The sequence below is a fragment of the Anabaena sp. 4-3 genome, from assembly GCF_001597745.1.
Classification (GTDB): Bacteria; Cyanobacteriota; Cyanobacteriia; order Cyanobacteriales; family Nostocaceae; genus Trichormus.
This window is the reverse complement of sequence record NZ_LUHJ01000050.1, coordinates 190,447-213,801: the sequence shown is the minus strand read 5'-3', so window position 1 is coordinate 213,801 and position 23,355 is coordinate 190,447. Positions and strand designations below refer to the sequence as shown.

Genomic DNA, 23,355 nt, shown 5'->3' with positions numbered 1-23,355 from the left:
AAGCTTCAGAAAAAAAACGATTGCTCAGAAAACTTTGAGCAATCGCCGTCACCAATGATTATTTCTGATCTAATGATAGTGAGTATATACAGGAATTTGTCGCTATTCATTACCGAAAACTGCAATCTTGACTTCACAAAGTTTCTATGAGCAGTTGTAGAATTAATTGTAGTGGTACTTCTACCCAGTCTGGGCGATGTTTCAGTTCTGAGTCTAGGGTGTCAATCAATTTTTCTAAGACGCTAGTAGTTAGTAATACTTGCAATTCTGCGGTTGATTTCGGTAAAAAGGTGTCTTGGCTCGCTGTTGCTAAATAGGAGTTTAAAAAGGCTTTACTTACCCAGGTGTACCACATCTGCGCCCATTGTGCCATCACAGGCTGATTTTCTGGGACAATCATCCCACTGGCGATTTCTTGGCGTAAGGCTTGAGTGACTGCGTATTGAAATGATACTAACATGGATGCTACATCTTTGAGGGGCGATCGCTTGCGCCGGCGATCGCTCAAACTCCTGGCGGCTTTTCCTTCAAAATGTGTAATGATAAAGTCTCTACCTGTATATAGCAACTGCCCTAGATGATAGTCCCCATGATAACGCGTCCGTTTAGCTGTAATTTTTTGTTTGACTACTGACTGAAAACATGATAAAATTTCATGCTGGCTATTGATGACTTCTAAGGCTAATTGTTGGGTATTGGCTGGTAATGATGCTAATTTTTCGTGCAGTACCCGAAAGACTTGCCCGGTTAAGTTGCGGCCATTTTGATAGATGGAACGCTGATAAAATGATGAAAAAGGTTCTGGCGCAAAGTCGGGGTTATCTGTGTCGGCGGCAAGGGCAATATGCAATTCAGCTGTAGTCTTACCTAATAGTTGCACATTTGGCAGGTAAGAGTTCATAGTTTGTATTGCCAAGTCGGGAATTTCGTTTGTTTGTAAATCTAGCCAAGAAGCCGATGATAGAGGCATTTCGGCAATATTGGCTTGTTCGGTGCTGACAACATCAAAATAGTGGCGTAAGCTATCAAGGGTATATTCCCAACCACTGCGGGTGTCTAAAATTAACTCTTGTAAAATACCAACAGTCACAGGTAAAGCGGGACTATATCCTGATTTATGAGGATAGCGATATTCTAACGCTCCAACTACCGGTACAAAATGTTGTAAGCGTTTTTTCTCACCTAAAAATCGCCGAATTTCTAAATCAGGGTGCATACCTGTTTCGACTTTGCGGAATAGTTTCAAACACAGGCTATCGTCATACATAATATAAGTTTTGGTTTGTTCTCCTCCTTCTTTGACGGTAGGATGACGATAAATTGCTGGTTGGTTGTGGGGAAATAAATCTGTGGCTGTACCCAATAATTCGCCGGTTGTTCCCTGATAGGTGCGATGATCAGCAATGATATCTAACAATGCCAAGATAAAGTCTTTGTCTGCTAAAGCATCATATAAAATTCCGACTTCTTCTTGTGCTTGCACTTGCAGACGCGCCATGACAGCCTGTGGTGTTTCCGCTAATAGGTGCAGTGCTGGTTCACCTTCGGCATAAGCTAAAAATAATAGATATGTTTCCTGACTGGCTTGCAGATATTCCACCTGTAACCAGACAATTTCAGCTAACTTCTGATTATAGGGTATGGCGATCGCTTCAGTAATTTGCACTGATTGTACAGTCTGAGTTTTACCACCAAACCAATCACAGGTATAGAGATAATCCCGCAGTGTTGACTCTAAAACGGCTTTAACTTCTCGTTGCGAAATCACATTTTGCCAGGCATCCGTCACCACTAATGTAGGTAACTCTGCTTGCGGTTTGGGTGGTTGAGTCAAACTAGGTTTAGGTTGTAGAGTAAACCAATAAACGCCGTAGGGACTCAAACTGAGAAAATAAGCTGATTCGCCAATTTTGGGAAATTCCGTATTGCCAAAAATCTCCACTGGTAGCAGTCCGTTGTATGCTGAAAGGTCTAAACCTACTGTTTGGACGTAGTGGGATAAATTGGCGACGACGAGAATTTGTTCTGTGGATGTGCGACGGATGAAAGCGAAAACTTTACGGTTACTAGAGTGTAGTAATTCTAAATGTCCTTTTCCTAAAGCTTGAAAGCGTTTACGAGTTGCTAACAACCGCTTCATGAAATACCACAGAGAGTTAGGGTTAGCCCGTTGAGCTTCCACGTTCACCGCTTCATAGTGGTATTCTGAGTCTATAATTACCGGCAGGTATAAACGCTGGGGATTAGCGCGACTAAAACCAGCATTTCGATCTGCACTCCACTGCATGGGAGTTCTGACACCATTGCGATCGCCTAAATAAACGTTATCACCCATGCCAATCTCATCACCATAATATATCACCGGTGTACCTGGCAGAGATAACAGTAAACTATTAAGTAATTCTATCTGACGGCGGTCATTCCCTAAAAGTGGCGATAATCGGCGACGAATGCCCAAATTCAGCCGCATTACTGGGTCTTGAGCATATACCTTATACATAAAGTCTCTATCTTCATCCGTCACCATTTCTAAGGTAAGTTCGTCATGGTTGCGGAGGAATAACGCCCATTGACAATTATCAGGAATGGGTGGAGTTTGCTGGAGAATATCGACAATGGGAAAATTATCTTCCATTCGCAACGCCATAAATAAACGTGGCATCAGGGGAAAATGGAAGTTCATGTGACACTCATTCCCTGTACCATAATATTGGGCTGCATCTTCTGGCCATTGGTTAGCTTCTGCTAGCAGCATCCGGTTAGGGTATTTCGCGTCAACGTGCGATCGCAACTCTTGTAAAAACCCATGAGTTTCTGGTAAATTTTCGCAGTTCGTTCCTTCCCGTTCATATAAATAAGGAACTGCATCCATACGCAACCCATCAACACCCATCCCCAACCAAAAATCTAGAACCTCAAATACAGCTTGACGCACTAAGGGATGATCATAATTTAAATCAGGCTGATGGGAGTAGAAACGATGCCAATAATATGCTTTAGCGACTGCATCCCAAGCCCAATTAGAAGTTTCAAAATCTTGAAAAATAATCCGTGCTTCTTGATATTTTTCCGGGCTATCACTCCAGACATAAAAATCTCGTTCTGGACTGCCTTTTGGTGAACGCCGCGCCCGTTGAAACCAAGGATGCTGATCAGATGTATGGTTAATAATTAACTCAATAATTACCCGAATTCCACGCTGATGGGCAGCAGTCAATAACTGTTTAAAATCTGCCAACGAACCATAAATCGGGTTCACACTGGTGTAATCAGCAATATCATAACCATCATCCTTTAAAGGTGAGGGAAAAAATGGCAGTAACCAGATAGCATTAATCCCCAACTCTTGGAGATAATCTAACTTTTCCGTCAGTCCCCGAAAATCTCCTATACCATCACCATTACTGTCAGCAAATGCCCGCACAGGTAACTCATAAATTATTGCATTTTTAAACCACAACGGGTCATTTTCTAAAGTTAAATTAGGCATTTAAATAATTTACCAGCCACATCATTAGAAGTTAATTTCATCCTCAGAGTAGCTCAGATTGTGACTGGATTAATCTAACACAGGGATGACTCCCATAGCCAAAGGAACTATAACCAAAGAGTCAGAAACAACCGAATACTTACAATATGAATATAGAGACGTTGCCTAAAACATCTGTAATCAGGGTTGAAATTCAATAAGATTCATGATCAAACCAGCTGCTCTTAACCGTTTCACTCATGTTTAAGAGGCTAAAAATTTATTGATACTATCAACAGCATTTTGGTTAAGGTTTTTATCTACCAGAATACAGGAGTCAGGAGTCAGAATTCAGAATAAATTCTGTACGACTGGCGGATGAATAATCAGGTTTAAGACTCCCCACTAAATTTTCAATTTAGTGGTCTTCCCTACGGGACGCTACGCGAAAAATTAGTGGTGGGTTCAAGCCCCCACTAATTGTCTTTAATGCAAGAATTTTGAATTTTTAATTTTGAATTGGAGCGTTCGCGTAGCGTCTTGCAGAGAAGCGACTTGACTGATGATTACAGTGTTCCCAGATAGCGATCGCTAGTTATTCATTTCATAGTAAATTACGGTAAACAACATACATGCCGCCGATGTAGAGAAAAATAAGAGTTAGTCCATCCCAAGTGAGATACATTCGGGAACGACTAACGGCATGGTAAATTAGACCGGCGATCGCTATTGAGGTCATCACCATCGCTACAATATCTGTAAAAATATGTATTCGGCTAATACTTAACCACAGACTACCCGAAAGATAAACTAAATCATAAATGCCAAGAATCGCTAAATTAAAGATATTAGAACCAAAAAGGTTAGAAACTGCCAAATCTACGGCGTTGAGTCTTACTGCTGCCACGGATGCCACTATTTCAGGTAAAGAAGTCGCTGTAGCTAATAAAATCGCACCGATGAAACTCTTGCCTAATCCAGTAATTTCGGCAATTTGATCACCTAAAAATGCTAGCCACACCCCTAAAATTACAATTGCTACTGAATGCAAACAAAATTGTCGATAAGCTTGTTGAGTAGTTATGTCTTCGTATTGAAAAATCTCTACTTCTTCTTCTAACACGGCAGCACGTCGTCTAGACTCAAATCGGGCAATGGTTCTAGCACTGACAAAATACAACAAAATTAATAACACACTGGGAATACCCACCCATCCCAAGCTTAAATTCACATTGGTTTGTGCCAACAGCATTCCAGCCGCCGCTACACCTAGCATCACACAACCCAGACTCGCGGCTAATCCATGACTAATCTGTGCTTGTTTCAGTAATGGCTCAGGGCCAGTCACAATATCCAATAGTGCTAAAATCAGCAAATTAAATAAACAACTGCCCAAAATTCCCCCCACAGCCAAGTCTGGGGAATTAAAAATAACTATGGCACTAATTCCTGTTGCTAACTCTGGTAAAGAAGTCACACCCGCTAGTAAGATGGTGCCAATCCAAGTACGTCCTAATCCAGTTTTTTCTGCCAAGATATCGGCACTTTGGGAAAGCTTGATTCCTACCGCAATCACTAAAATAAAGCAAACCAGAACTTGAATAAATAGCAGCATGATTAAGGCTAGAGATGGTGAGATGGGAACAAAAAGAATGAAAACACTCTTTCAAGATAAAATCCCACAGGCTGTTTATCCCACAATCAGAGCTAGAAAATCTCTGTTTCCTTCTGTCTCTAACCTGTCGCTGCTAGCCTGTAGCCCCAATTTTCAGGTTATTCTGCTGGGGTAAATCGTAAATATCCCAGTTTTGGATACTATGCTGGCGTAAGCTGTCTTCTACCCGATGAATTTCTGTGTCTGTGCCATTGAGTATGAGTAAATAATAACTTTGTTGGAGGCGATCGCTATAAATTCTGGCTCGATTTTCTGGTATGCCTAAATTCACCAACGCCTTGACTAAATTCTCGTATGCTGCTGTTCCCACTGCTACACCTCCGATGCTAGCAATTAAAGCAGCACCGATAGAACCTGCTGCTAGTAATGCTCCTAAAGCACCAGGCAGAGCTAAACTGCTGATACCCACCAATAAACCACCCCAAGTAGTTGCTGCCAGTGTATCACCGATTGCACCTGTAGTATTTACATCTTGACTACCGATGCGATCGCTCACCTTGACATCGCCTACTGCGTCCCTTTTTTCTACATCTTTGGCAATCACAGAAATCTGTTCTACAGGGAAGTCAGCCGCTTTTAATTGATTAATCGCTTGCTCTAATTCTGAGGATTTAGTAAATACTCCTAAGCCGATTTTTGGATGATTATTTGTCATATTCACCTCGATGTGGGGAGTGGGGACTGGAGATTGAGGATTGAGAATCTAATCATTGTTTAAACTTTGAATTTTGTAGGCGTAAACTTAGCCGTAGGCTATTTTAAATTTTGAATTGGTGTTAAAACTTGTCCGTCAGCATCTGATAATGATGTTTTTCCTAACCAATGCACGGGGAAAGTATCGCCTACTTGTTCAATAAATTTATCTAGTTCTTCTAAACTCAAAGCACCTGGAACTGGATAACGAGCTTTGATCAGTCGTGGTAGTTCGGTATTATATTGGATTAAAGCGGGAAAGTTGCGCGGAAAATCTTCTGTAATGCCGACGAACTCGCCGCGCTGGCGTGCATACTTAAACACCTCTCGCCATTGTTCGATAGTCGGCAAACCTGCCGCATCTACCCCATGAGAGAAAAGTATCAGATAAATTTCATCATAGGGTTCTGTCTGCTTCAAGTATTGCTGAATCCAATCAAGTGACGGTTCCATGTTAAACTTCATCCAAAATGGTACAGAAGCAGTACGCAAAGACCACATTGGTTCTAGGAGGATGAAGGATTCGACAAACAAACGGTTAGCCATGATGCCCCGTTTTTTGTACCACCAACGATATAATTCAGCAACAAAGGGGCTGAGGTGTTCTGGTTCTTTAAAGACGATGCGCCGGAGATGATAACCGCGATCGCGGGCGAAATTTTCGATATCTTCCCGTAGCATAGGCTCAAAACCCCATTCGGCTTCTGGGCGATCGCTATCAGGTTGGGGTGCTTCCCATTGTCGGCGATGGGAATGATAGCGTTCTAAATATTCGCTGACACGTCGGCTACCATAGAGAAACTCCTCTGGGGTGGCACCACCTAACGCCCCAAACTGGAAAAAGTGGCGATCGTCAACTTGCGTTGTGTGCCAAGTTCGCTGACACTCAACAATAAAAATCGTTCCGCCTTTAGGTAAGCAGTTTTGCAAAAAGCGTTTATAAGTTTCCCCCAAAGCCCGACGCTTCACCCGAAAATAAGTCATCCCCCGCAAAGTCAAGCGGTCTTGATTGGGGTCATACATGTGATGTAGTTGCAAATCTGGGTTAGCATTTAGCAAAGGCTTGGCTTTTTCCCTGCCCCACTCCATCGCCTTTTGGGGTTCATCGGGATGTAATTCTGGGTGGAGTACAGGAATTAAATAAGTTTGAGGTAGCCAAGGCATTCCTAAAGCTGCACATAAATGCACCAATGCACCACTAGCCGAACCAATCGCCACGGCTGGATATTGATGTTGGGGGTACTCATTCACCATCCATTCTGAGACTACCTCGCTGCTAACATCTCCCAACCTGGCGGCGGGAATGGCTTCCCCTGCACTACCAGCAGTATAGATCAACTCTTTTACAGGTCGGGGCAACTTGTTAATTAAAATCGAGATTGGTTCTAACGCGGCTGGCATTGAACCCATCCCCGGAAAATCTTCACCCCGCAGATAAGCAGCAGTTGCCCGTAACATTGCCGTGGCAGAGTCAAAACCGGCGATGTAAGGCGGAGCTATGCGTAATTGTGCCATCCAATCAGCTAACATTCCTTGATAAAAGGGCGTTTGCATTGAAATTCTCCTTTGCAACTGAGTAGGGTTGTGTAGCGTTAATGAAGGCACGAGTGACGCGGGTTAGTTCCAGAGGTCTACTGTAATTCAGGGTATGCCCCCCACCAGGAATTACAGCTAGTCGCGCATTTGGTAACAGATGCACAACTTCCTCCGCCCACTGCTGGCTAACAACGGGGTCTTCTCGACCACGCACAACTAATGTGGGGACGGGGACATCGGGTAGTTTGTCTTCAATTCGGTCGGCGAAGGCGATTTGAACGGTACGAATAAAGCGGGAAAAACCAGCTTGCCAATAATCGTAAACTTGCAGGGGAGCTTGAGAGGGGTTTTCTAGGGGAGCGTTACGGAAAAATCGCCATAATTGCTGCGGTAAGGTGCGGGCGTGGGGGTCAATGGTGGGGCCTTGTAAGATGGCTCGTTCTAGGCGATCGCTATGATGTAGGGCAAATTCAACTATAATCTGACAGCCGAAGGAGTTACCCAGCATGGTTGCGCGTTCAATTCCCACTGCATCCATCCATTGGCATAAAATATCTGCCAACTCTGGTAATTCTAAGGTGTGTTTTGGCTTGTCACTTTCACCGTAACCGGGCAAGTCTGGCGCATACACCTGAAAATCTGGTGCTAGTAACTCGCCGAGGGGAGTCATGTAACGACTGGAAACTACCAACCCATGCACGAGAATTATGACGGGAGTCTCTGGTTTAAGTGATGAGACTCGCGCGTGTATTGATAAACCATTGACGTTGGTGTATTGGCTCTCTAGTTTGCCTTTTGGTAAGTTCATGGTGGTTTTTTTCACGCAGAGGAGGACACTTGCGTGGGCGGGTTTCCCGACTTGAGCAAAGTGTCCGTCGCGCAGAGGCGCAGAGAGAGAAAGGGGGAGAAATCTTGAATTTTGAATTTTGAATTTTGAATTTTGAATTGATTCCTCCCTACTCTCTGTTTAAGACATGGGTAAACCTATTCTCTGTGCTGCTTGTCTTGCCATATCCCAGATATCTTGACTTGTCATGCCATCTCGAACTAACCAGTTGCCACTGATGCCTGTGTAGTCTTGCATTGGCTCGAAGACGTTGCCATCGGTATGGGGGGCGGGTTTATGATCTTGGAAGTGGTCTTGGTCTACTTGATTTGCCATCATCTGTTCAAAGGCATCGGGAGTCAAGGTTTTTTGTAACACTTGCAAATACACGGCTTGACCGACGATGATTTCGCGCTGTGGTCTTTCTACTAAACCGGCGATCGCCTCAGCTACTTGTTTGGCAGGATATAAAGGTGTCATGGGTTTAGTTTGGCGACCTGTGTAATTCCCGGCGTGTTGAAATATCGGTGTATCAATCGAACCAGGCAACACAGTACAAACATGAATATCAGGCGCATTATCTAAATACAATTCCATCCGCAGCGAATCGGAAAGTCCCCGAATCGCATACTTGCTAATCGTGTAGGGAATTGTGTATGGTTGACCCGTTACGCCTACACCTGAAGACACATTAATCAAGTTACCGCTTCCTTGTTCCCGAAAGTGGGGTAAAGCCGCACGCGCCCCATAAATGTAACCAAATAAATTAGTCTCTATTACCCGTCGGAAAGCTTGCATAGGTGCATCTTCAAACCGTGCAAAGACGCTGACTGCGGCATTGTTTACCCACACATCTAAGCGTCCAAAGGATTCAATGGCGCGGCGTGCTAAGGCTTGTACATCGGATTCAAAAGTGACATCTGTTCGTACTGCTATCGCCGTTGCGCCTAGGTGTTCGCACTCTTGAGCAACTTCCTGTAAAGCACCCTCACGCCTGGCGGCTAGGAGTAATGTGGCTCGTTGTTTAGCAAACTCTAGGGCTGTGGCTCGCCCAATACCGCTTGATGCACCTGTTATCACTATGACGGAACTGTGTATTGGTCGTGGCATTTTCCTTTCTCCTTGAGCGATACTTACGGTAGGCGCAGCCATCGCAGTTATTTACAACAAATTTCTAGTTTTTTTGATGATTTCTTTCCCTACTGGCAGTTAATCACCGTTTTTATGTTTTAAACTTGATTTTTTACCTATTTGGCTACAATTTCGTTGACTAAAACATAGGTTCTAATGTGGCATTATTTAGCTAATTTTTATTACCGTCTTAAGATAGAAGTTTATTGGCATTTTTGCAGGAGCTTAGGATACAAACCTTAGCTATAAATACTTGGATATGTCCATTTATTGGCAGGAGATTAAAATCGAATTACCGCCTATTAAATTGAGGATTAATTAGGATAATTCTAGGGTTTTTAGGGATTTTATGAGCTTTACATATGTTGATACCCAGTTTTTTTAAGAATAACTCTCTCTAATTTCTAAATATTAATTTCCTGAAGATTTTTTGTCTGAGTATGATAGGAATTTAGTCTAAAAGTAAAGTATAAATTCAGACTAAAGATACGAATAAAAACAGAATGTATACAACCTTTGAAATATATAATTATTCTGACTTCTGATGGAAGTAAGATAATTTTTTACTACTTATTATTCAAAACAATAATTATTAGAAAATTTTAGGCAAGGTATGCTTGAAACGAAATTAAACACATCAAATAAATTATGATTTTTGGCAGGAAGCCAATTAGAGCAATGATGAGGTATGACTTCGAGGAGGAATAAAACCTGGTTGTTTTCTTTATTCTTAATCTGGCGTTGGTTGTGAAAAAAAAACCGACTTTGGGAAAATAATTTATGTATGTAGCACTTTGGCCAGGGAATGTTTATCCCTTGGGAGCTTATTGGGATGGAAAAGGTACAAATTTTGCTTTATTTTCAGAGAATGCCACTGGTGTAGACCTTTGTTTATTCGATGAAGATGGTGGAGAAATTCGGCTACCTTTGACAGAAAAAACCAATTTTGTTTGGCATGGTTATGTCCCTGGAGTGGGGCCGGGAAATCGATATGGATTTAGAGTTCATGGCCCTTGGTCGCCAGAGGTAGGACATCGTTTTAATCCCAATAAATTGCTGATTGACCCCTATGCTAAGGCAATTGATCGCGAGGTTATTCATGATCAGGCTATTTTTGGCTATTCTTGGGATGCACTAGCAGCAGATTTAGCCTTTTCTGATGTAGATAATGCTGAGATTGTGCCGAAGTGTGTTGTGGTTGATGAATCTTTTGATTGGGGAGAAGACAAACTACTATATACACCGTGGCATGAAACCGTAATTTATGAAACCCATGTCAAGGGTTTGACTAAGCTACATCCAGAGGTTCCAGAAGAATTGCGTGGTACTTATGCTGGGTTGGCACATCCCGCAGTGATTTCTCATCTGCAAAAACTCGGAATTACAGCCGTTGAGTTAATGCCTGTACATCATTTTTTATCCTATCCAGGGCATCTCATAGAAAAGGGATTGAGGAATTATTGGGGATACGATTCTGTTAATTATTTTGCGCCTCATGCTGCCTACAGTGCCAGTGGTGCTTTAGGACAACAAGTCACCGAGTTTAAGCAGATGGTTAAGGATCTGCACTTTGCAGGAATTGAGGTAATTTTAGATGTAGTCTACAATCACACGGCTGAAGGTAATCACTTAGGGCCTACGCTGTCATTACGAGGCATTGATAATAGTGTGTATTACCGCTTGGTCGAGGATAACCCCCGCTACTACATGGATTTTACAGGTTGCGGTAATTCTTTAAATGTGCGCCATGCTCAAGTTTTAAAGTTAATTATGGATAGCTTGCGCTACTGGGTAACGGAAATGCACGTTGATGGCTTCCGTTTTGATTTGGCTTCGGCGTTGGCGCGAGAATTATATGAAGTAGATAGCCTAGCCGCTTTTTTTGACATTATCCATCAAGACCCAGTTTTAGCTGATGTAAAGCTAATTGCTGAACCTTGGGATTTGGGAGAAGGCGGTTATCAAGTAGGGAACTTTCCCCTACGTTGGACTGAGTGGAATGGTAGATATCGGGATACTGTCAGAGATTTTTGGCGTGGTGCGGATAATAGTTTGGGAAGTTTTGCTTATTGTTTTACTGGTAGTCCAGATTTATATCAAACAAACGGGCGCAGTCCGAATGCAAGTATTAATTTTATTACTTCCCACGATGGTTTTACCTTGAATGATTTAGTCAGCTACAACCACAAGCACAATCAAGCCAATGGGGAAAATAATCAGGATGGTGATAACAATCATAAATCCTGGAATTGTGGCGTGGAAGGCGAAACCGAAGACCCAGAAGTATTACGTTTGCGGGAACGTCAAAGACGAAACTTTTTGACTACGTTAATGCTGTCTCAGGGTGTGCCGATGCTGTTAAGTGGGGATGAATTGGGCTGTAGTCAAAAGGGTAATAATAATCCCTACTGCCAAGATAATGAAATTTCTTGGCGACATTGGGATTTACAAACATCAAATCAGGATTTATTAGACTTTACACGCGAGTTGATTTATTTTCGTCATCAGCATCCAGTATTCCGGCGGCGTAAGTGGTTTCAAGGTCGTCCTATTCATGGTATTGGCATTAGTGATATTGGTTGGTTTAATGCCGATGGTAGTGAGATGAGTGAAGAACAATGGCTGGTGAGTTATGCCAAAGTATTGGAAATTTTCTTAAATGGTGAGGGTATTGCTACTCCTGGCCCGCATGGTGAACGCATCATGGATGAGAGTTTTTTGTTATTTTTTAACGCTCATTATGAGCCACTGGAATTTGCTTTGCCTAGTAGTTTGAAAGATAGGGCATGGCAAATAATCATTGATACGAATGAAACACGATTTCTGCAACATCGCCATTTAGTTTCAGGTTATCAAACTGTACCTATGGTTGAGCGATCGCTCGTGGTTTTACGTTGCATTGGTTAGGGTAATTTTCACTAGGATTAAATATGAAACTAGGGGCGCATTATTTAGGTGATGGTTATTGTGAATTTACTGTCTGGTGTCCAAATGCCCAAACTGTGGACTTAGAAATTATTTCGCCACAAACGCGCCTGATACCGATGCAAAAACAAGGGAATTATTGGCGAGTTACGGCAACAAATATTGAACCAGGAACTCTTTATTTTTATCATTTAAATGGTCAGGAATCTCGACCTGATCCAGCATCAAATTTTCAGCCGCATGATGTACATGGCCCTTCTCAAGTCATCGACCATAGTTTTACTTGGAATGACAGTAATTGGTCTGGTGTTCCTTTAGAAACTATGATTATTTATGAGTTACACGTTGGTACTTTCACGCCAGAAGGTACTTTTGCCGCGATAATTCCTAGATTACCAGATTTACGAGATTTAGGCATCAATGCTATTGAATTAATGCCCATTGCACAATTTCCGGGGTCAAGAAATTGGGGTTATGATGGCGTTTATCCGTTTGCGGTGCAAGATTCTTATGGGGGGCCGAAGAAGTTAAAACTATTAGTTGATGCTTGTCATCAACAGGGAATTGCTGTCATTTTAGATGTAGTTTATAACCATTTTGGCCCCGAAGGTAATTACATGAGTCACTTCGGGTCTTATTTTACCCAAACCTATCGCACTCCTTGGGGAAGTGCGATTAATTTCGATGATGCTGATAGCTATGATGTGCGGCAATTTTTTATTCAAAACGCGCTTTATTGGTTGGAGGAATATCATATTGATGCGCTACGTTTAGATGCTATTCATGCTATTTATGATTTGGGTGCTAAACATTTTTTGGCTGAACTTGCAGAAAATGTAGCTGTGTTTTCTCAAGCGCAGGGAAGAAAAGTTTATTTAATTGCTGAAAGTGATTTAAATGATTCTAAAGTAATTCGTCCGCCTGAATTGGGGGGGTATGGAATTGATGCCCAATGGAGTGATGATTTTCATCATTCATTATATACTTTATTGACAGGCGATCGCCTGGGTTATTATGCTGACTTTGGTCGGTGTGAACATTTAGTTAAAGCTTATACAGATAGTTTTGTTTATGACTGGAAATATTCCCATTTTCGCAACCGGTTTCATGGGAATTCGGTCAGCGATCGCCCTCCCCATCAGTTTATAGTTGCTATCCAAAATCATGACCAAATAGGTAATAGAATTTTAGGTGAGCGATTATCGCAGCTAGTTACTTTTGAAGCCTTAAAATTAGCGGCTGGTGCAGTTATTTTATCCCCTTACATTCCGCTTTTATTTATGGGTGAGGAGTATGGCGAATTAGCACCTTTTACCTATTTTGTCAGCCATTCAGACCCAGATTTAATTAAAGCTGTGCGGGAAGGACGCAAGCGAGAATTTGCGGAATTTCACGCTGAAGGTGAACCACCTGATCCAGAATCACCGGAAAGTTTTTTGATGTGTAAATTGCATTGGGATAAACGTCAACAAGGTAAGCATAAAATTATCTATGATTTTTATCGCCATCTTATACAATTGCGGCAAAAACATCCGGCTTTGAGGACAGATAATCGCCAAAATTTACAAGCTGGTTGTATTGAAGATAAAAAACTTGTGTGGTGGAGAAGACACAACGCAGAACATCAGATATTTTGTTTAATGAATTTCCATACAACAGATATAACTGTTAACAATGAAATCATCAATAATAAGTGTCTAAAAATTTTCGACTCTGCTGATAAACAATGGCTAGGTAATGGTTCTATTTCACCAAAAGAAGTTAACTCACAATCAGAATTAACTCTCCGCGCTCAAAGTTTTGTCCTCTACGAAACTTGATAATTTATAGTTTTTTCAAATTTTGAATTTTTAATTTTGAATTGATATCATGCGTATTCCCATAGCAACTTACCGAATACAATTTAATGCTCAATTTCCTTTTCAATCGGCTAAAGAAGTCACCAGCTATTTAGCAGAATTGGGAATTTCTGATGTTTATGCTGCACCAATTTTTAAAGCGCGAGTAGGTAGTACACACGGCTATGATATAGTTGACCCTAATCAACTCAATCCCGAATTAGGAACTCAAGAAGACTTTTTTGACTTAATTCAAGAACTAAAACAACATCAGATGGGTTGGTTACAGGATATTGTACCCAATCATGCAGCTTATGATAGCCAAAATAAATATCTGATGGATGTTTTAGAAAACGGGGTTAATTCTATCTATACTAATTATTTCGATATTGCCTGGAATTATCCGATCAGCAATGGTTTTGGTAATCCTCATGAACCAATTTTAACGCCACTTCTGGGTAAATTTTATGGAGAAGCATTAGAAAATCAAGAAATTCAATTACGCTACGACCAAACAGGATTGAGTGTTAATTATTATAACTTGAAGTTGCCAGTTAATTTAGAATCTTATGCAACTTTCTTAAGCCAAAATTTAAGGGAATTAGCTAAGACTTTAGGGAGAAAACATCCTATATTTGTCAGGTTGCTAGGTATATTGTATATGGTCAAGCATATACCTCAAGATGCCACACCAACGGAAAGACAAGACCAAATAGATTTTGTTAAAGGGTTGTTATGGGAACTGTATACAGACTATTCAGAAATTAAAACATTTATTGATGATAATGTTCGTTTATTTAATGGCGAAATCGGTAAAGCAGAAAGTTTTAATCTTTTAGATAGTTTGCTTTCTGAGCAATTTTTTAGACTCTCATTTTGGAAAGTTGGGGCTGAGGAAATTAATTACAGAAGATTTTTTACAGTCAATGAATTGATATCATTAAAAGTAGAGGATGAAACAGTCTTTAAAAACACTCACAATTTAATTTGTAAATTAGCTAAGTCAGGTGAGTTTACAGGGTTGCGAGTTGACCATATAGATGGACTTTATGACCCAAGTCAGTATTTACAAAGATTGCGAGAAAAAATAGGCGATGTATATCTGTGTGTAGAAAAGATATTACAAACAGGAGAAGAATTACCTGAGAATTGGCAAATTCAAGGGACTACGGGATATGAATTTTTAAATTATCTCAATGGAATTTTTTGTTTAACAGACAATCAAGATGCTTTTACTCAAATATACTATCACAATACAGGCTGGAGAACACCTTATGAGCAAGTTGTGACTGAGAAAAAACATTTAATGATTGAGAGAAACTTAGCTGGTGATATTGATAATTTAACTTATATTTTAAAGAAAATAGCAGGTAAACATCGTTATGGTAATGATTTTACTATCAACGGCTTAAAACGAGCGATCGCAGAAATTTTGTCTCGCTTTCCTATTTATCGCACTTATATCAATCAAGATGGCATAACAGCAGCAGATATTCCCTATATTCAAGAGGTTATTCAACAGGCTAAATCCCATCTTCCCTTACTACATCATGAGTTAAGTTTTATTGAAAAATTACTGTTACTAGAACATGATGATTCTCTCACACCCGAAGAACAAGACCAAAGACTTTATTTTGTGATGCGGTTGCAACAATATACAGGGCCATTAATGGCTAAAGGTGTAGAAGATACAGCTTTATATGTTTATAACCGTTTTATTTCTTTAAATGAAGTTGGGGGAAATCCTGACCGTTTTGGAGTGAATATTGATGAATTTCATGATTTTAACCAACAACGACAAGCTTGTTGGCAGTATACCATGAATACTACCTCAACCCATGATACAAAACGCGGTGAAGATATTAGAGCCAGGTTGAATGTCTTATCAGAAATTCCTCAAGCATGGGAAACACAAGTACGTAAATTTTATGAACTGAATCGTGAATATAAAACCAGCTTGACGAAAAAAGTTTTTATGCCGGATAATAACGATGAATACTTATTTTATCAGATGTTAGTGGGAGCATTTCCCTTTTTTGAAAATGAGTATGAAAATTTTTGCGATCGCCTCTTAGATTATCTCCTCAAAGCTATTCGAGAAGCCAAAGTTTACACCGCATGGTTAAGACGAAACAGCACCTATGAAAATGCTGTAATTGACTTTGCTACCAAAGTTTTAACACCTTCAGCAGACAACCAATTTTTACAAGAATTTATTCCCTTTCAAAAACGCATAGCTGACTATGGAATTTTCAACTCCCTGTCACAAACCTTACTAAAAATTACCTCTCCCGGTTTTCCCGACTTCTATCAAGGGACAGAACTCTGGGATTTTAGCATGGTTGATCCTGATAACCGTCGTCCGGTTGACTTTGCCATCCGTAAATCTTACCTCCAAGAGATTAAAGCACAAATTCCCACAGATATCCTCAAATTAATTGATGAGCTATTAGCAAATAAAGCAGATGGTAGAATCAAGATGTTTTTGATTCTGCAAGCTTTAAAATTCCGAGTCAATAATTTACAGGTTTTTCAGCAGGGTAGTTACTTACCCTTAGCAGCCAAGGGAAAATTTAAAGACCACATTATCGCCTTTGCGAGAATTTATCAAGACCAAACTATTATTACCATTGCATCGCGATTTTTTACCAGCTTAATTCAGCCTGAACAATATCCATTAGGTACAGAAGTTTGGCAAGATACTTACATTGAGTTACCCCCAGCCACACCTTCAACTTTACTAGATGGTATGACTGGACAAATAGTTAAAGCTGATAAAATCTTGTTAATTGGCGAAGCATTAAAATACTTTCCCGTGGCGTTGTTAGGTTATGATTTAAAAGACACTAATCAGATTTTGCCAGAAATGTCACTTTCAGAAATATAATATGCAAGCTCATCAAGCAAAATATCCACAGATAGTTAACGCCGAAGAATTACAAGAGTTAATATCTAGGTCTGATTTATTGCTATTGGTAGTTTTTTTCTCTCCTGTATGTGGCCCTTCTCATTTGATAGAATCAGTTTTGGCTGATGTGAGTGTCAAAATGCAGTCACAAGTTAAGATAGTGAAAATTGATAGTGAAGCTTATTCTAATTTAGCTTCGCATTATCAAGTTCATCCTTTACCAACACTATTAGTTTTTCAGGATGGTAAATTAATAGGAAAGATAGAAGAAGAAGAAAGTAAAAAGTTAATGTCATCGGCAAATCTTATTCAACGTCTGCAACCTTTTATGAAAAATCACAGCGTTGCTGATTGAATTTAGGAATTAGTTCGCGCATACCGCCAAGGCGGAACCCCCAGGGTAGGTGCATACCGCAAGCGGAACTCGCAGAGTAGGCGCAAAGATTAATGAGATATCACCTAACCGCTAAATAAATTGCTAAACACATCTTGTTTTAACGAAATGCAAAAAAACAAAATTTAACCTATTATAACACATATAAAGGTTTAGCATTACTAAACCCCTACTCGCCAACTAAAATTACTTCTTTGCCTACAAGTCAGGATAAGCTGATGTATCTAGGCCGTTTTTTTCAACTTGACTATGGCAACGATTAACGACAACTACCTGAAACTGAAAGCTGGATATCTGTTCCCGGAAATTGCACGGCGGGTAAATGCCTTTGCGGAAGCTAATCCCGATGCTAAGATTATTCGTTTGGGTATTGGTGATGTCACCGAACCCTTGCCAGAAGCTTGCCGTCAGGCGATGATTAAAGCAGTGGAAGAAATGGGCGATCGCAACACGTTCAAAGGCTACGGCCCAGAACAAGGTTATGCTTGGTTAAGAGAAAAAATTGCGGCTCAAGATTTCCAAGCACGGGGATGTGACATTGATGCTTCTGAAATCTTCATTTCCGACGGTTCTAAATGCGACACAGGTAACATTCTCGATATCTTCGGAGATAACAACGTTATCGCCGTTACTGACCCAGTTTACCCAGTATACGTAGATACCAACGTAATGGCGGGACATACTGGTGCTGCCAACGATAAAGGCGAGTTTGAAGGTTTAGTTTACCTGCCCATCACCGCCGAAAACAACTTTACCGCCCAAATACCCAGCCAAAAAGTAGATTTAATTTACCTCTGCTTCCCCAACAACCCCACAGGCGCAACCGCCACCAAAGAACACCTGAAAGCATGGGTAGACTACGCCAAAGCGAATCACTCGATTATTTTCTTTGATGCAGCCTACGAAGCATATATCACAGATCCTTCATTGCCTCATTCTATCTACGAAATCGAAGGTGCAAGAGACTGCGCCATTGAGTTTCGTTCCTTCTCCAAAAATGCCGGCTTTACCGGCACTCGTTGCGCCTTAACCGTCGTACCCAAAACCCTGACAGCCAAAGCCGCCGATGGTTCGGATGTCGAACTGTGGAAATTGTGGAATCGTCGCCAGTCTACCAAATTTAACGGCGTATCTTACATCATACAACGGGGAGCCGAAGCGGTTTACTCAGCAGCCGGACAAGCACAAATCAAAGAATTAGTCAACTTCTATTTAGAAAACGCCAAAATCATCCGCGAAAAACTCACCGCCGCCGGACTAGCCGTTTATGGTGGCGTAAACGCGCCTTACGTTTGGGTGAAGACTCCTAATGGTCTTTCTAGTTGGGATTTCTTTGATAAACTACTGCATACTTGCAATGTTGTCGGTACACCTGGTTCTGGCTTTGGTGCTGCCGGTGAAGGCTACTTCCGGATTTCCGCCTTTAACAGCCGGGAGAATGTGGAGGAAGCCATGAAGCGGATTACCGAAAAGTTTAAAGTATAAAATGTTGTGGTGGGCATTGCCCACCCTGCTCAATTCTGCTGTTTGTATCCCTAGGGTGATGTATTGCAGAGCAGTCGTTGAGAAGATATCCCCAAACCTCTGCTGTCTTTCTAGTTTAAACACAAAAACCCCGGTTTCTTGAAGAAACCGGGGTTATGATGTTGGTACTAACCTACTGTCTACTTAGTTTCAGTGAAATCAGCGTCAATCACATCATCACCGCCACCAGAGGGAGCCGCACCGCCATCACCAGGAGCAGCACCACCAGGAGCAGCACCACCAGATTGTTGATAGATGTTGCTACCAACTGCAAACAGTGCTTGTTGTAATTCTGGTGTTAACTTCTTGATTTGCTCGTCGTCTTCCTTAGCCACAGCTTCGCGCAGTTCTTTCACTAAGCCTTCAACTTTTTCCTTATCAGCAGCCGGAACTTTATCACCTAATTCTTGCAACTGCTTCTCGGCTTGGTAAGCCAAAGAGTCGGCTTGGTTCTTACGCTCAATTTTCTCCCGACGTTCTTTGTCAGCTGTGGCGTTTTGTTCAGCTTCTTTCACCATGCGGTCAACGTCGGTTTTATCTAAGGTAGAAGCACCAGTAATACTGATGGACTGTTCCTTACCAGTACCTTTGTCCTTAGCGGTGACGTTGAGGATACCGTTAGCGTCGATATCAAAGGTAACTTCAATTTGAGGTACGCCACGGGGTGCGGGAGGAATACCATCTAAACGGAAGGTTCCCAAACTCTTGTTATCGTTGGCAAATTCTCTTTCACCTTGGAGAACGTGAATTTCTACGTTAGTTTGACCATCCACGGCGGTAGAGAATACCTCGGATTTCTTGGTGGGAATTGTGGTGTTACGAGGAATAATCTTGGTCATCACACCGCCCAAGGTTTCCACACCCAAAGATAGTGGTGTTACGTCTAACAACAAGATACCTGTAACATCACCAGCGAGTACACCTGCTTGAATGGCTGCACCAACAGCTACCACTTCATCAGGGTTAACGCTTTGGTTAGGGTCTTTACCCAAGATAGTCTTGACGACTTGTTGGACTGCGGGGATACGGGTAGAACCACCTACCAGTACAACTTCATCAATATCATTTTTGCCTAACTTGGCATCACGTAGAGCCTGTTCTACGGGAATGCGACAACGGTCAATCAAGTCTGAGCAGAGTTCTTCAAACTTGGCGCGGGTTAGGGTCATATCCAGGTGCTTAGGCCCGTCCTGGGTTGCGGTGATGAATGGGAGGTTAATTTCCGCTTGGGTAACACTAGAAAGCTCAATCTTGGCTTTTTCTGCGGCTTCTGTTAAACGTTGCAGTGCTTGTCTGTCTTTGCGGAGGTCGATACCTTCGTCTTTTTTGAACTGTTCTGCTAAGAAATCAACGATTTTTTTATCGAAGTCGTCACCACCGAGGTGGGTGTCACCAGAGGTAGCTAATACTTCAAATACGCCGTCGCCTACTTCTAATACAGATACGTCGAATGTACCACCACCTAAGTCAAATACGAGGATGGTTTCGTTGCTTTTTTTATCAAAACCATAAGCCAAGGAAGCGGCGGTTGGTTCGTTGATAATCCGCAGGACTTCAATACCAGCGATTTTACCAGCGTCTTTGGTGGCTTGACGTTGGGAGTCGTTGAAGTATGCGGGAACGGTGATTACTGCCTGGGTGACGGTTTCGCCTAGGTACTTACTAGCGTCTTCAACTAATTTACGGAGAACCTTAGCAGAAATTTCTTCTGGAGCAAATTGTTTACCAGCACCAGGGGAGTCTAGCTTGACGTTACCGCCACTGCTGAGAACTTTGTAAGATACTTCTGTAGCTTCGTTGGTAACTTCATCAAAACGACGACCGATAAAACGCTTCACAGAGTAGAAAGTGTTTTCGGGGTTCATCACCGCTTGGCGTTTGGCGATTTGTCCTACCAAAGTGTCGCCATTTTTCGCAAACGCTACTACTGAGGGGGTGGTGCGGAAACCTTCGGCGTTAGCGATAACTGTGGGTTTACCACCTTCCATTACTGCGACGCAGGAGTTAGTTGTACCTAAGTCAATTCCTACTACTTTTGCCATTTTCGGTGCTGGCTCCGTATAACTACAAATGAACGAATGAGAATATCAGGGACTTTATTTTTGAACCAACTATTGAGAGAAAGCAGTTAGTTCAGCATTGATCACCTTGGTTGTGGTTCTCCTGGAGGTGAAACTCCAAGTTACGCTGATATATATACTGAGCTTGTATAGTCAGTCCATGAAGGGGGGTTTCCCGAACAATGGAGGGGACGGTTAATTTTAAAAGGTGTTTTTAGTGGGTTCATGGATCAAACTGCTTTCACTTTGTCTAATTTATGAGAATTAATACCTTGAGTAATTAGGGTGAACCGTAATGCTAAAGTGGTGTTTGCCGTCTGGAGAAGTAAATAAGGGCAGTTTGAGTGAGGCGATCGCTCGATTTATCCCCCACACGGTAAAATTATCATGGGGTCAATCTCAACTATCCATACAGCGTGAAAACTGACAGCATCTTTTATCGTTTTTTTCAAGAGCTTCCCAGCATATTTTTTGAGTTAATTGGCAATTCACCCGACACCGCTACCGCTTATCAATTCTCATCAGTTGAAATCAAGCAGACTGCATTTCGTATTGATGGCGTTTTTCTACCCACACAAGACAACCCCATTTACTTTGTCGAAGTCCAATTTCAAATCGATACAGAAATTTATTCGCGCCTGTTCTCGGAAATCTTTTTATACATTCGTCAATATCAGCCCAGAAATCCTTGGCGGGCTGTAGTCATCTATCCTACGCGCAACCTCGATACAGCCGACACCAATCATTACAGCGAATTATTAGCTAGTCCTCGTGTTCACCGCATTTATTTAGATGAATTAGGTGAAACAGCTACATTACCAGTGGGTATTGCTACACTAAAATTAGTCATAGAAAATCAAGATACAGCAATTACCACCGCCAGAGAGTTAATCGATAGAACTCGACAAGAAATTAATCCCGAATCTCAACAACGACAGTTATTAGAATTAATAGAGACAATCTTGGTTTATAAATTCCCAAATTTGAGTCGAGAGGAAATTGAGAGCATGTTTAGTTTAAGTGATTTGGAACAGACAAGGGTTTATCAAGAAGCTAAACAAGAAGGTAGACAAGAAGGTAGACAAGAAGGTGCGCGTCAAGAGAAATTGCGTTTAATTCCTTTATTGCAAACATTAGGGTTAAGTGTAGAACAAACAGCGCAGGAATTAGATTTGACAGTCGAAGAAGTTCAGCAAGAATTACAAAAACAATCACCAAATCAAGATAGGTAAATTGGATTTCATAGATAGCTATCATTAATTTTGTATATTGCATTGTTCCTATGGTTACTCTGTCCCCCTCCCTACAAGCTAAACTCGCTCAACCCCTAAAAATCGGCTCATTTGCAGTGAAAAGCCGAGTTCTTCAGTCGCCTTTATCTGGGGTGACAGACATGGTGTTTCGTCGTCTTGTGCGTCGCTATGCTCCAGATTCGATGATGTACACTGAAATGGTGAACGCTACAGGCTTACACTATGTCAAGCAGTTACCGAAAATTATGGAGGTAGATCCCAACGAACGCCCTATTAGTATACAGTTATTTGACTGTCGTCCCGATTTTCTCGCGGAAGCAGCTGTCAAAGCTGTGGCGGAAGGTGCGGATACTGTTGATATTAATATGGGGTGTCCGGTCAATAAAATCACTAAAAATGGTGGTGGTTCTTCGCTGTTGCGACAGCCGGAAGTCGCAGAGGCTATAGTTCGGGAAGTGGTGAAGGCTGTTGATGTGCCTGTAACAGTTAAAACTCGTATTGGCTGGAATGACAAGGAAATCATCATTCTTGATTTTGCCAAACGTATGGAAGATGCAGGGGCGCAAATGATTACTGTGCATGGACGCACCCGCGCACAAGGTTACAATGGTAATGCTCGTTGGGAATGGATAGCCCGTGTGAAAGAGGTGCTGTCAATTCCAGTCATTGGCAATGGGGATATATTTTCTGTAGAAGCGGCGGTGAAATGTTTAGAGGAAACTGGCGCGGATGGTGTGATGTGTTCCCGTGGCACTTTGGGTTATCCGTTTTTGGTGGGAGAAATTGATCATTTCTTGAAAACTGGGGAGATGTTACCCGCACCAACACCAATTCAACGTTTGGAATGTGCCAGAGATCATTTACAAGCTTTATGGGAGTATAAAGGCGATCGCGGTGTGCGTCAAGCCCGTAAGCACATGACTTGGTACGCTAAGGGTTTTGTAGGTGCGGCGGAATTACGGGGACAATTAAGTGTGATTGAAACTGTTCAACAAGGTTTAGACTTGATTGATAGAGCTGTTGAGCAGTTAGCTCATGGTTATGAGCTGATGGCAGAAGCGGAAAATTTTCAAGTCGCTTAAGATATGATCCAGGCGATCGCACACAATATAATCAAAGTGCG

General features: G+C 41.7%; 15 protein-coding genes. 8 read left to right on the top strand and 7 right to left on the bottom strand.

The window, feature by feature from the left end; translation table 11 throughout:
• Positions 1 to 133 precede the first annotated feature (133 nt).
• From treS to A3775_RS14605, 6 genes are all read right to left on the bottom strand, one after another.
• The gene (treS, locus tag A3775_RS14630; protein WP_066425569.1) at positions 134 to 3,490 is read right to left on the bottom strand and encodes a maltose alpha-D-glucosyltransferase; all 3,357 of its coding nucleotides are present in this window, start codon (positions 3,488 to 3,490) and stop codon (positions 134 to 136) included.
• A gap of 583 nt (positions 3,491 to 4,073) precedes the next feature.
• On the bottom strand, positions 4,074 to 5,084 hold the full coding sequence (locus A3775_RS14625) for a sodium:calcium antiporter (RefSeq protein ID WP_066380143.1): 1,011 nt from the start codon (positions 5,082 to 5,084) through the stop codon (positions 4,074 to 4,076).
• 133 nt (positions 5,085 to 5,217) lie between these two features.
• Positions 5,218 to 5,799 (bottom strand): general stress protein, encoded by a 582-nt coding sequence (locus A3775_RS14620; protein ID WP_066425566.1) that lies wholly within the window; start codon positions 5,797 to 5,799, stop codon positions 5,218 to 5,220.
• Positions 5,800 to 5,897: 98 nt separating this feature from the next.
• Positions 5,898 to 7,391, bottom strand: coding sequence for a hypothetical protein (locus tag A3775_RS14615; RefSeq protein WP_231867015.1), 1,494 nt, complete (start codon positions 7,389 to 7,391; stop codon positions 5,898 to 5,900).
• Entirely contained in the window at positions 7,357 to 8,181 is an 825-nt protein-coding gene (locus A3775_RS14610) for an alpha/beta fold hydrolase (RefSeq protein WP_066425564.1), read from the bottom strand. The genes A3775_RS14615 and A3775_RS14610 overlap by 35 nt, the downstream gene beginning before the upstream one ends.
• A gap of 159 nt (positions 8,182 to 8,340) precedes the next feature.
• Positions 8,341 to 9,309 (bottom strand): SDR family oxidoreductase, encoded by a 969-nt coding sequence (locus tag A3775_RS14605; protein ID WP_066380149.1) that lies wholly within the window; start codon positions 9,307 to 9,309, stop codon positions 8,341 to 8,343.
• Positions 9,310 to 10,110: 801 nt separating this feature from the next.
• Here A3775_RS14605 and glgX point away from each other — a divergent pair.
• The 5 genes from glgX to A3775_RS14580 all read left to right on the top strand — a co-directional run bounded on the left by glgX (position 10,111) and on the right by A3775_RS14580 (position 18,880).
• Complete coding sequence (gene glgX / locus A3775_RS14600) at positions 10,111 to 12,237, top strand: glycogen debranching protein GlgX (RefSeq protein WP_066380151.1); 2,127 nt, start codon at positions 10,111 to 10,113, stop codon at positions 12,235 to 12,237.
• Positions 12,238 to 12,260: 23 nt separating this feature from the next.
• Positions 12,261 to 14,075: a malto-oligosyltrehalose trehalohydrolase gene (gene treZ / locus A3775_RS14595; protein WP_066380152.1), complete on the top strand. Its 1,815-nt coding sequence runs from the start codon at positions 12,261 to 12,263 to the stop codon at positions 14,073 to 14,075.
• A gap of 49 nt (positions 14,076 to 14,124) precedes the next feature.
• Positions 14,125 to 16,980: a malto-oligosyltrehalose synthase gene (gene treY / locus A3775_RS14590; protein WP_066425563.1), complete on the top strand. Its 2,856-nt coding sequence runs from the start codon at positions 14,125 to 14,127 to the stop codon at positions 16,978 to 16,980.
• Between the two features lies 1 nt (position 16,981).
• Positions 16,982 to 17,356, top strand: a complete 375-nt coding sequence (locus A3775_RS14585) for a co-chaperone YbbN (RefSeq protein ID WP_066425561.1) — start codon at positions 16,982 to 16,984, stop codon at positions 17,354 to 17,356.
• Positions 17,357 to 17,644: 288 nt separating this feature from the next.
• Positions 17,645 to 18,880, top strand: coding sequence for an LL-diaminopimelate aminotransferase (locus A3775_RS14580; protein WP_066380159.1), 1,236 nt, complete (start codon positions 17,645 to 17,647; stop codon positions 18,878 to 18,880).
• A gap of 179 nt (positions 18,881 to 19,059) precedes the next feature.
• Here the strand turns inward: A3775_RS14580 and dnaK are convergent, their stop codons facing one another.
• On the bottom strand, positions 19,060 to 20,961 hold the full coding sequence (gene dnaK / locus A3775_RS14575; protein WP_066380160.1) for a molecular chaperone DnaK: 1,902 nt from the start codon (positions 20,959 to 20,961) through the stop codon (positions 19,060 to 19,062).
• A 313-nt stretch (positions 20,962 to 21,274) separates the two neighbouring features.
• Here dnaK and A3775_RS25260 point away from each other — a divergent pair, with 313 nt between their 5' ends.
• The 3 genes from A3775_RS25260 to dusB are packed head-to-tail and all read left to right on the top strand — an operon-like array spanning position 21,275 to position 23,314.
• Positions 21,275 to 21,406 (top strand): hypothetical protein, encoded by a 132-nt coding sequence (locus tag A3775_RS25260; RefSeq protein WP_255363865.1) that lies wholly within the window; start codon positions 21,275 to 21,277, stop codon positions 21,404 to 21,406.
• Entirely contained in the window at positions 21,396 to 22,211 is an 816-nt protein-coding gene (locus tag A3775_RS14570; RefSeq protein ID WP_066380162.1) for an Rpn family recombination-promoting nuclease/putative transposase, read from the top strand. Before A3775_RS25260 ends, A3775_RS14570 begins: the two co-directional genes overlap by 11 nt.
• A 50-nt stretch (positions 22,212 to 22,261) precedes the next feature.
• On the top strand, positions 22,262 to 23,314 hold the full coding sequence (dusB, locus tag A3775_RS14565; protein ID WP_066380164.1) for a tRNA dihydrouridine synthase DusB: 1,053 nt from the start codon (positions 22,262 to 22,264) through the stop codon (positions 23,312 to 23,314).
• The last annotated feature ends 41 nt before the right edge of the window (positions 23,315 to 23,355 follow it).

Bases quoted from the DNA above. Each gene is read 5' to 3' on its own strand.
- treS (WP_066425569.1), bottom strand. From the start codon at position 3,490: ATGCCTAATTTAACTTTAGAAAATGACCCGTTGTGGTTTAAAAATGCA.
- A3775_RS14625 (WP_066380143.1), bottom strand. From the start codon at position 5,084: ATGCTGCTATTTATTCAAGTTCTGGTTTGCTTTATTTTAGTGATTGCG.
- A3775_RS14620 (WP_066425566.1), bottom strand. From the start codon at position 5,799: ATGACAAATAATCATCCAAAAATCGGCTTAGGAGTATTTACTAAATCC.
- A3775_RS14615 (WP_231867015.1), bottom strand. From the start codon at position 7,391: ATGCAAACGCCCTTTTATCAAGGAATGTTAGCTGATTGGATGGCACAA.
- A3775_RS14610 (WP_066425564.1), bottom strand. From the start codon at position 8,181: ATGAACTTACCAAAAGGCAAACTAGAGAGCCAATACACCAACGTCAAT.
- A3775_RS14605 (WP_066380149.1), bottom strand. From the start codon at position 9,309: ATGCCACGACCAATACACAGTTCCGTCATAGTGATAACAGGTGCATCA.
- glgX (WP_066380151.1), top strand. From the start codon at position 10,111: ATGTATGTAGCACTTTGGCCAGGGAATGTTTATCCCTTGGGAGCTTAT.
- treZ (WP_066380152.1), top strand. From the start codon at position 12,261: ATGAAACTAGGGGCGCATTATTTAGGTGATGGTTATTGTGAATTTACT.
- treY (WP_066425563.1), top strand. From the start codon at position 14,125: ATGCGTATTCCCATAGCAACTTACCGAATACAATTTAATGCTCAATTT.
- A3775_RS14585 (WP_066425561.1), top strand. From the start codon at position 16,982: ATGCAAGCTCATCAAGCAAAATATCCACAGATAGTTAACGCCGAAGAA.
- A3775_RS14580 (WP_066380159.1), top strand. From the start codon at position 17,645: ATGGCAACGATTAACGACAACTACCTGAAACTGAAAGCTGGATATCTG.
- dnaK (WP_066380160.1), bottom strand. From the start codon at position 20,961: ATGGCAAAAGTAGTAGGAATTGACTTAGGTACAACTAACTCCTGCGTC.
- A3775_RS25260 (WP_255363865.1), top strand. From the start codon at position 21,275: ATGCTAAAGTGGTGTTTGCCGTCTGGAGAAGTAAATAAGGGCAGTTTG.
- dusB (WP_066380164.1), top strand. From the start codon at position 22,262: ATGGTTACTCTGTCCCCCTCCCTACAAGCTAAACTCGCTCAACCCCTA.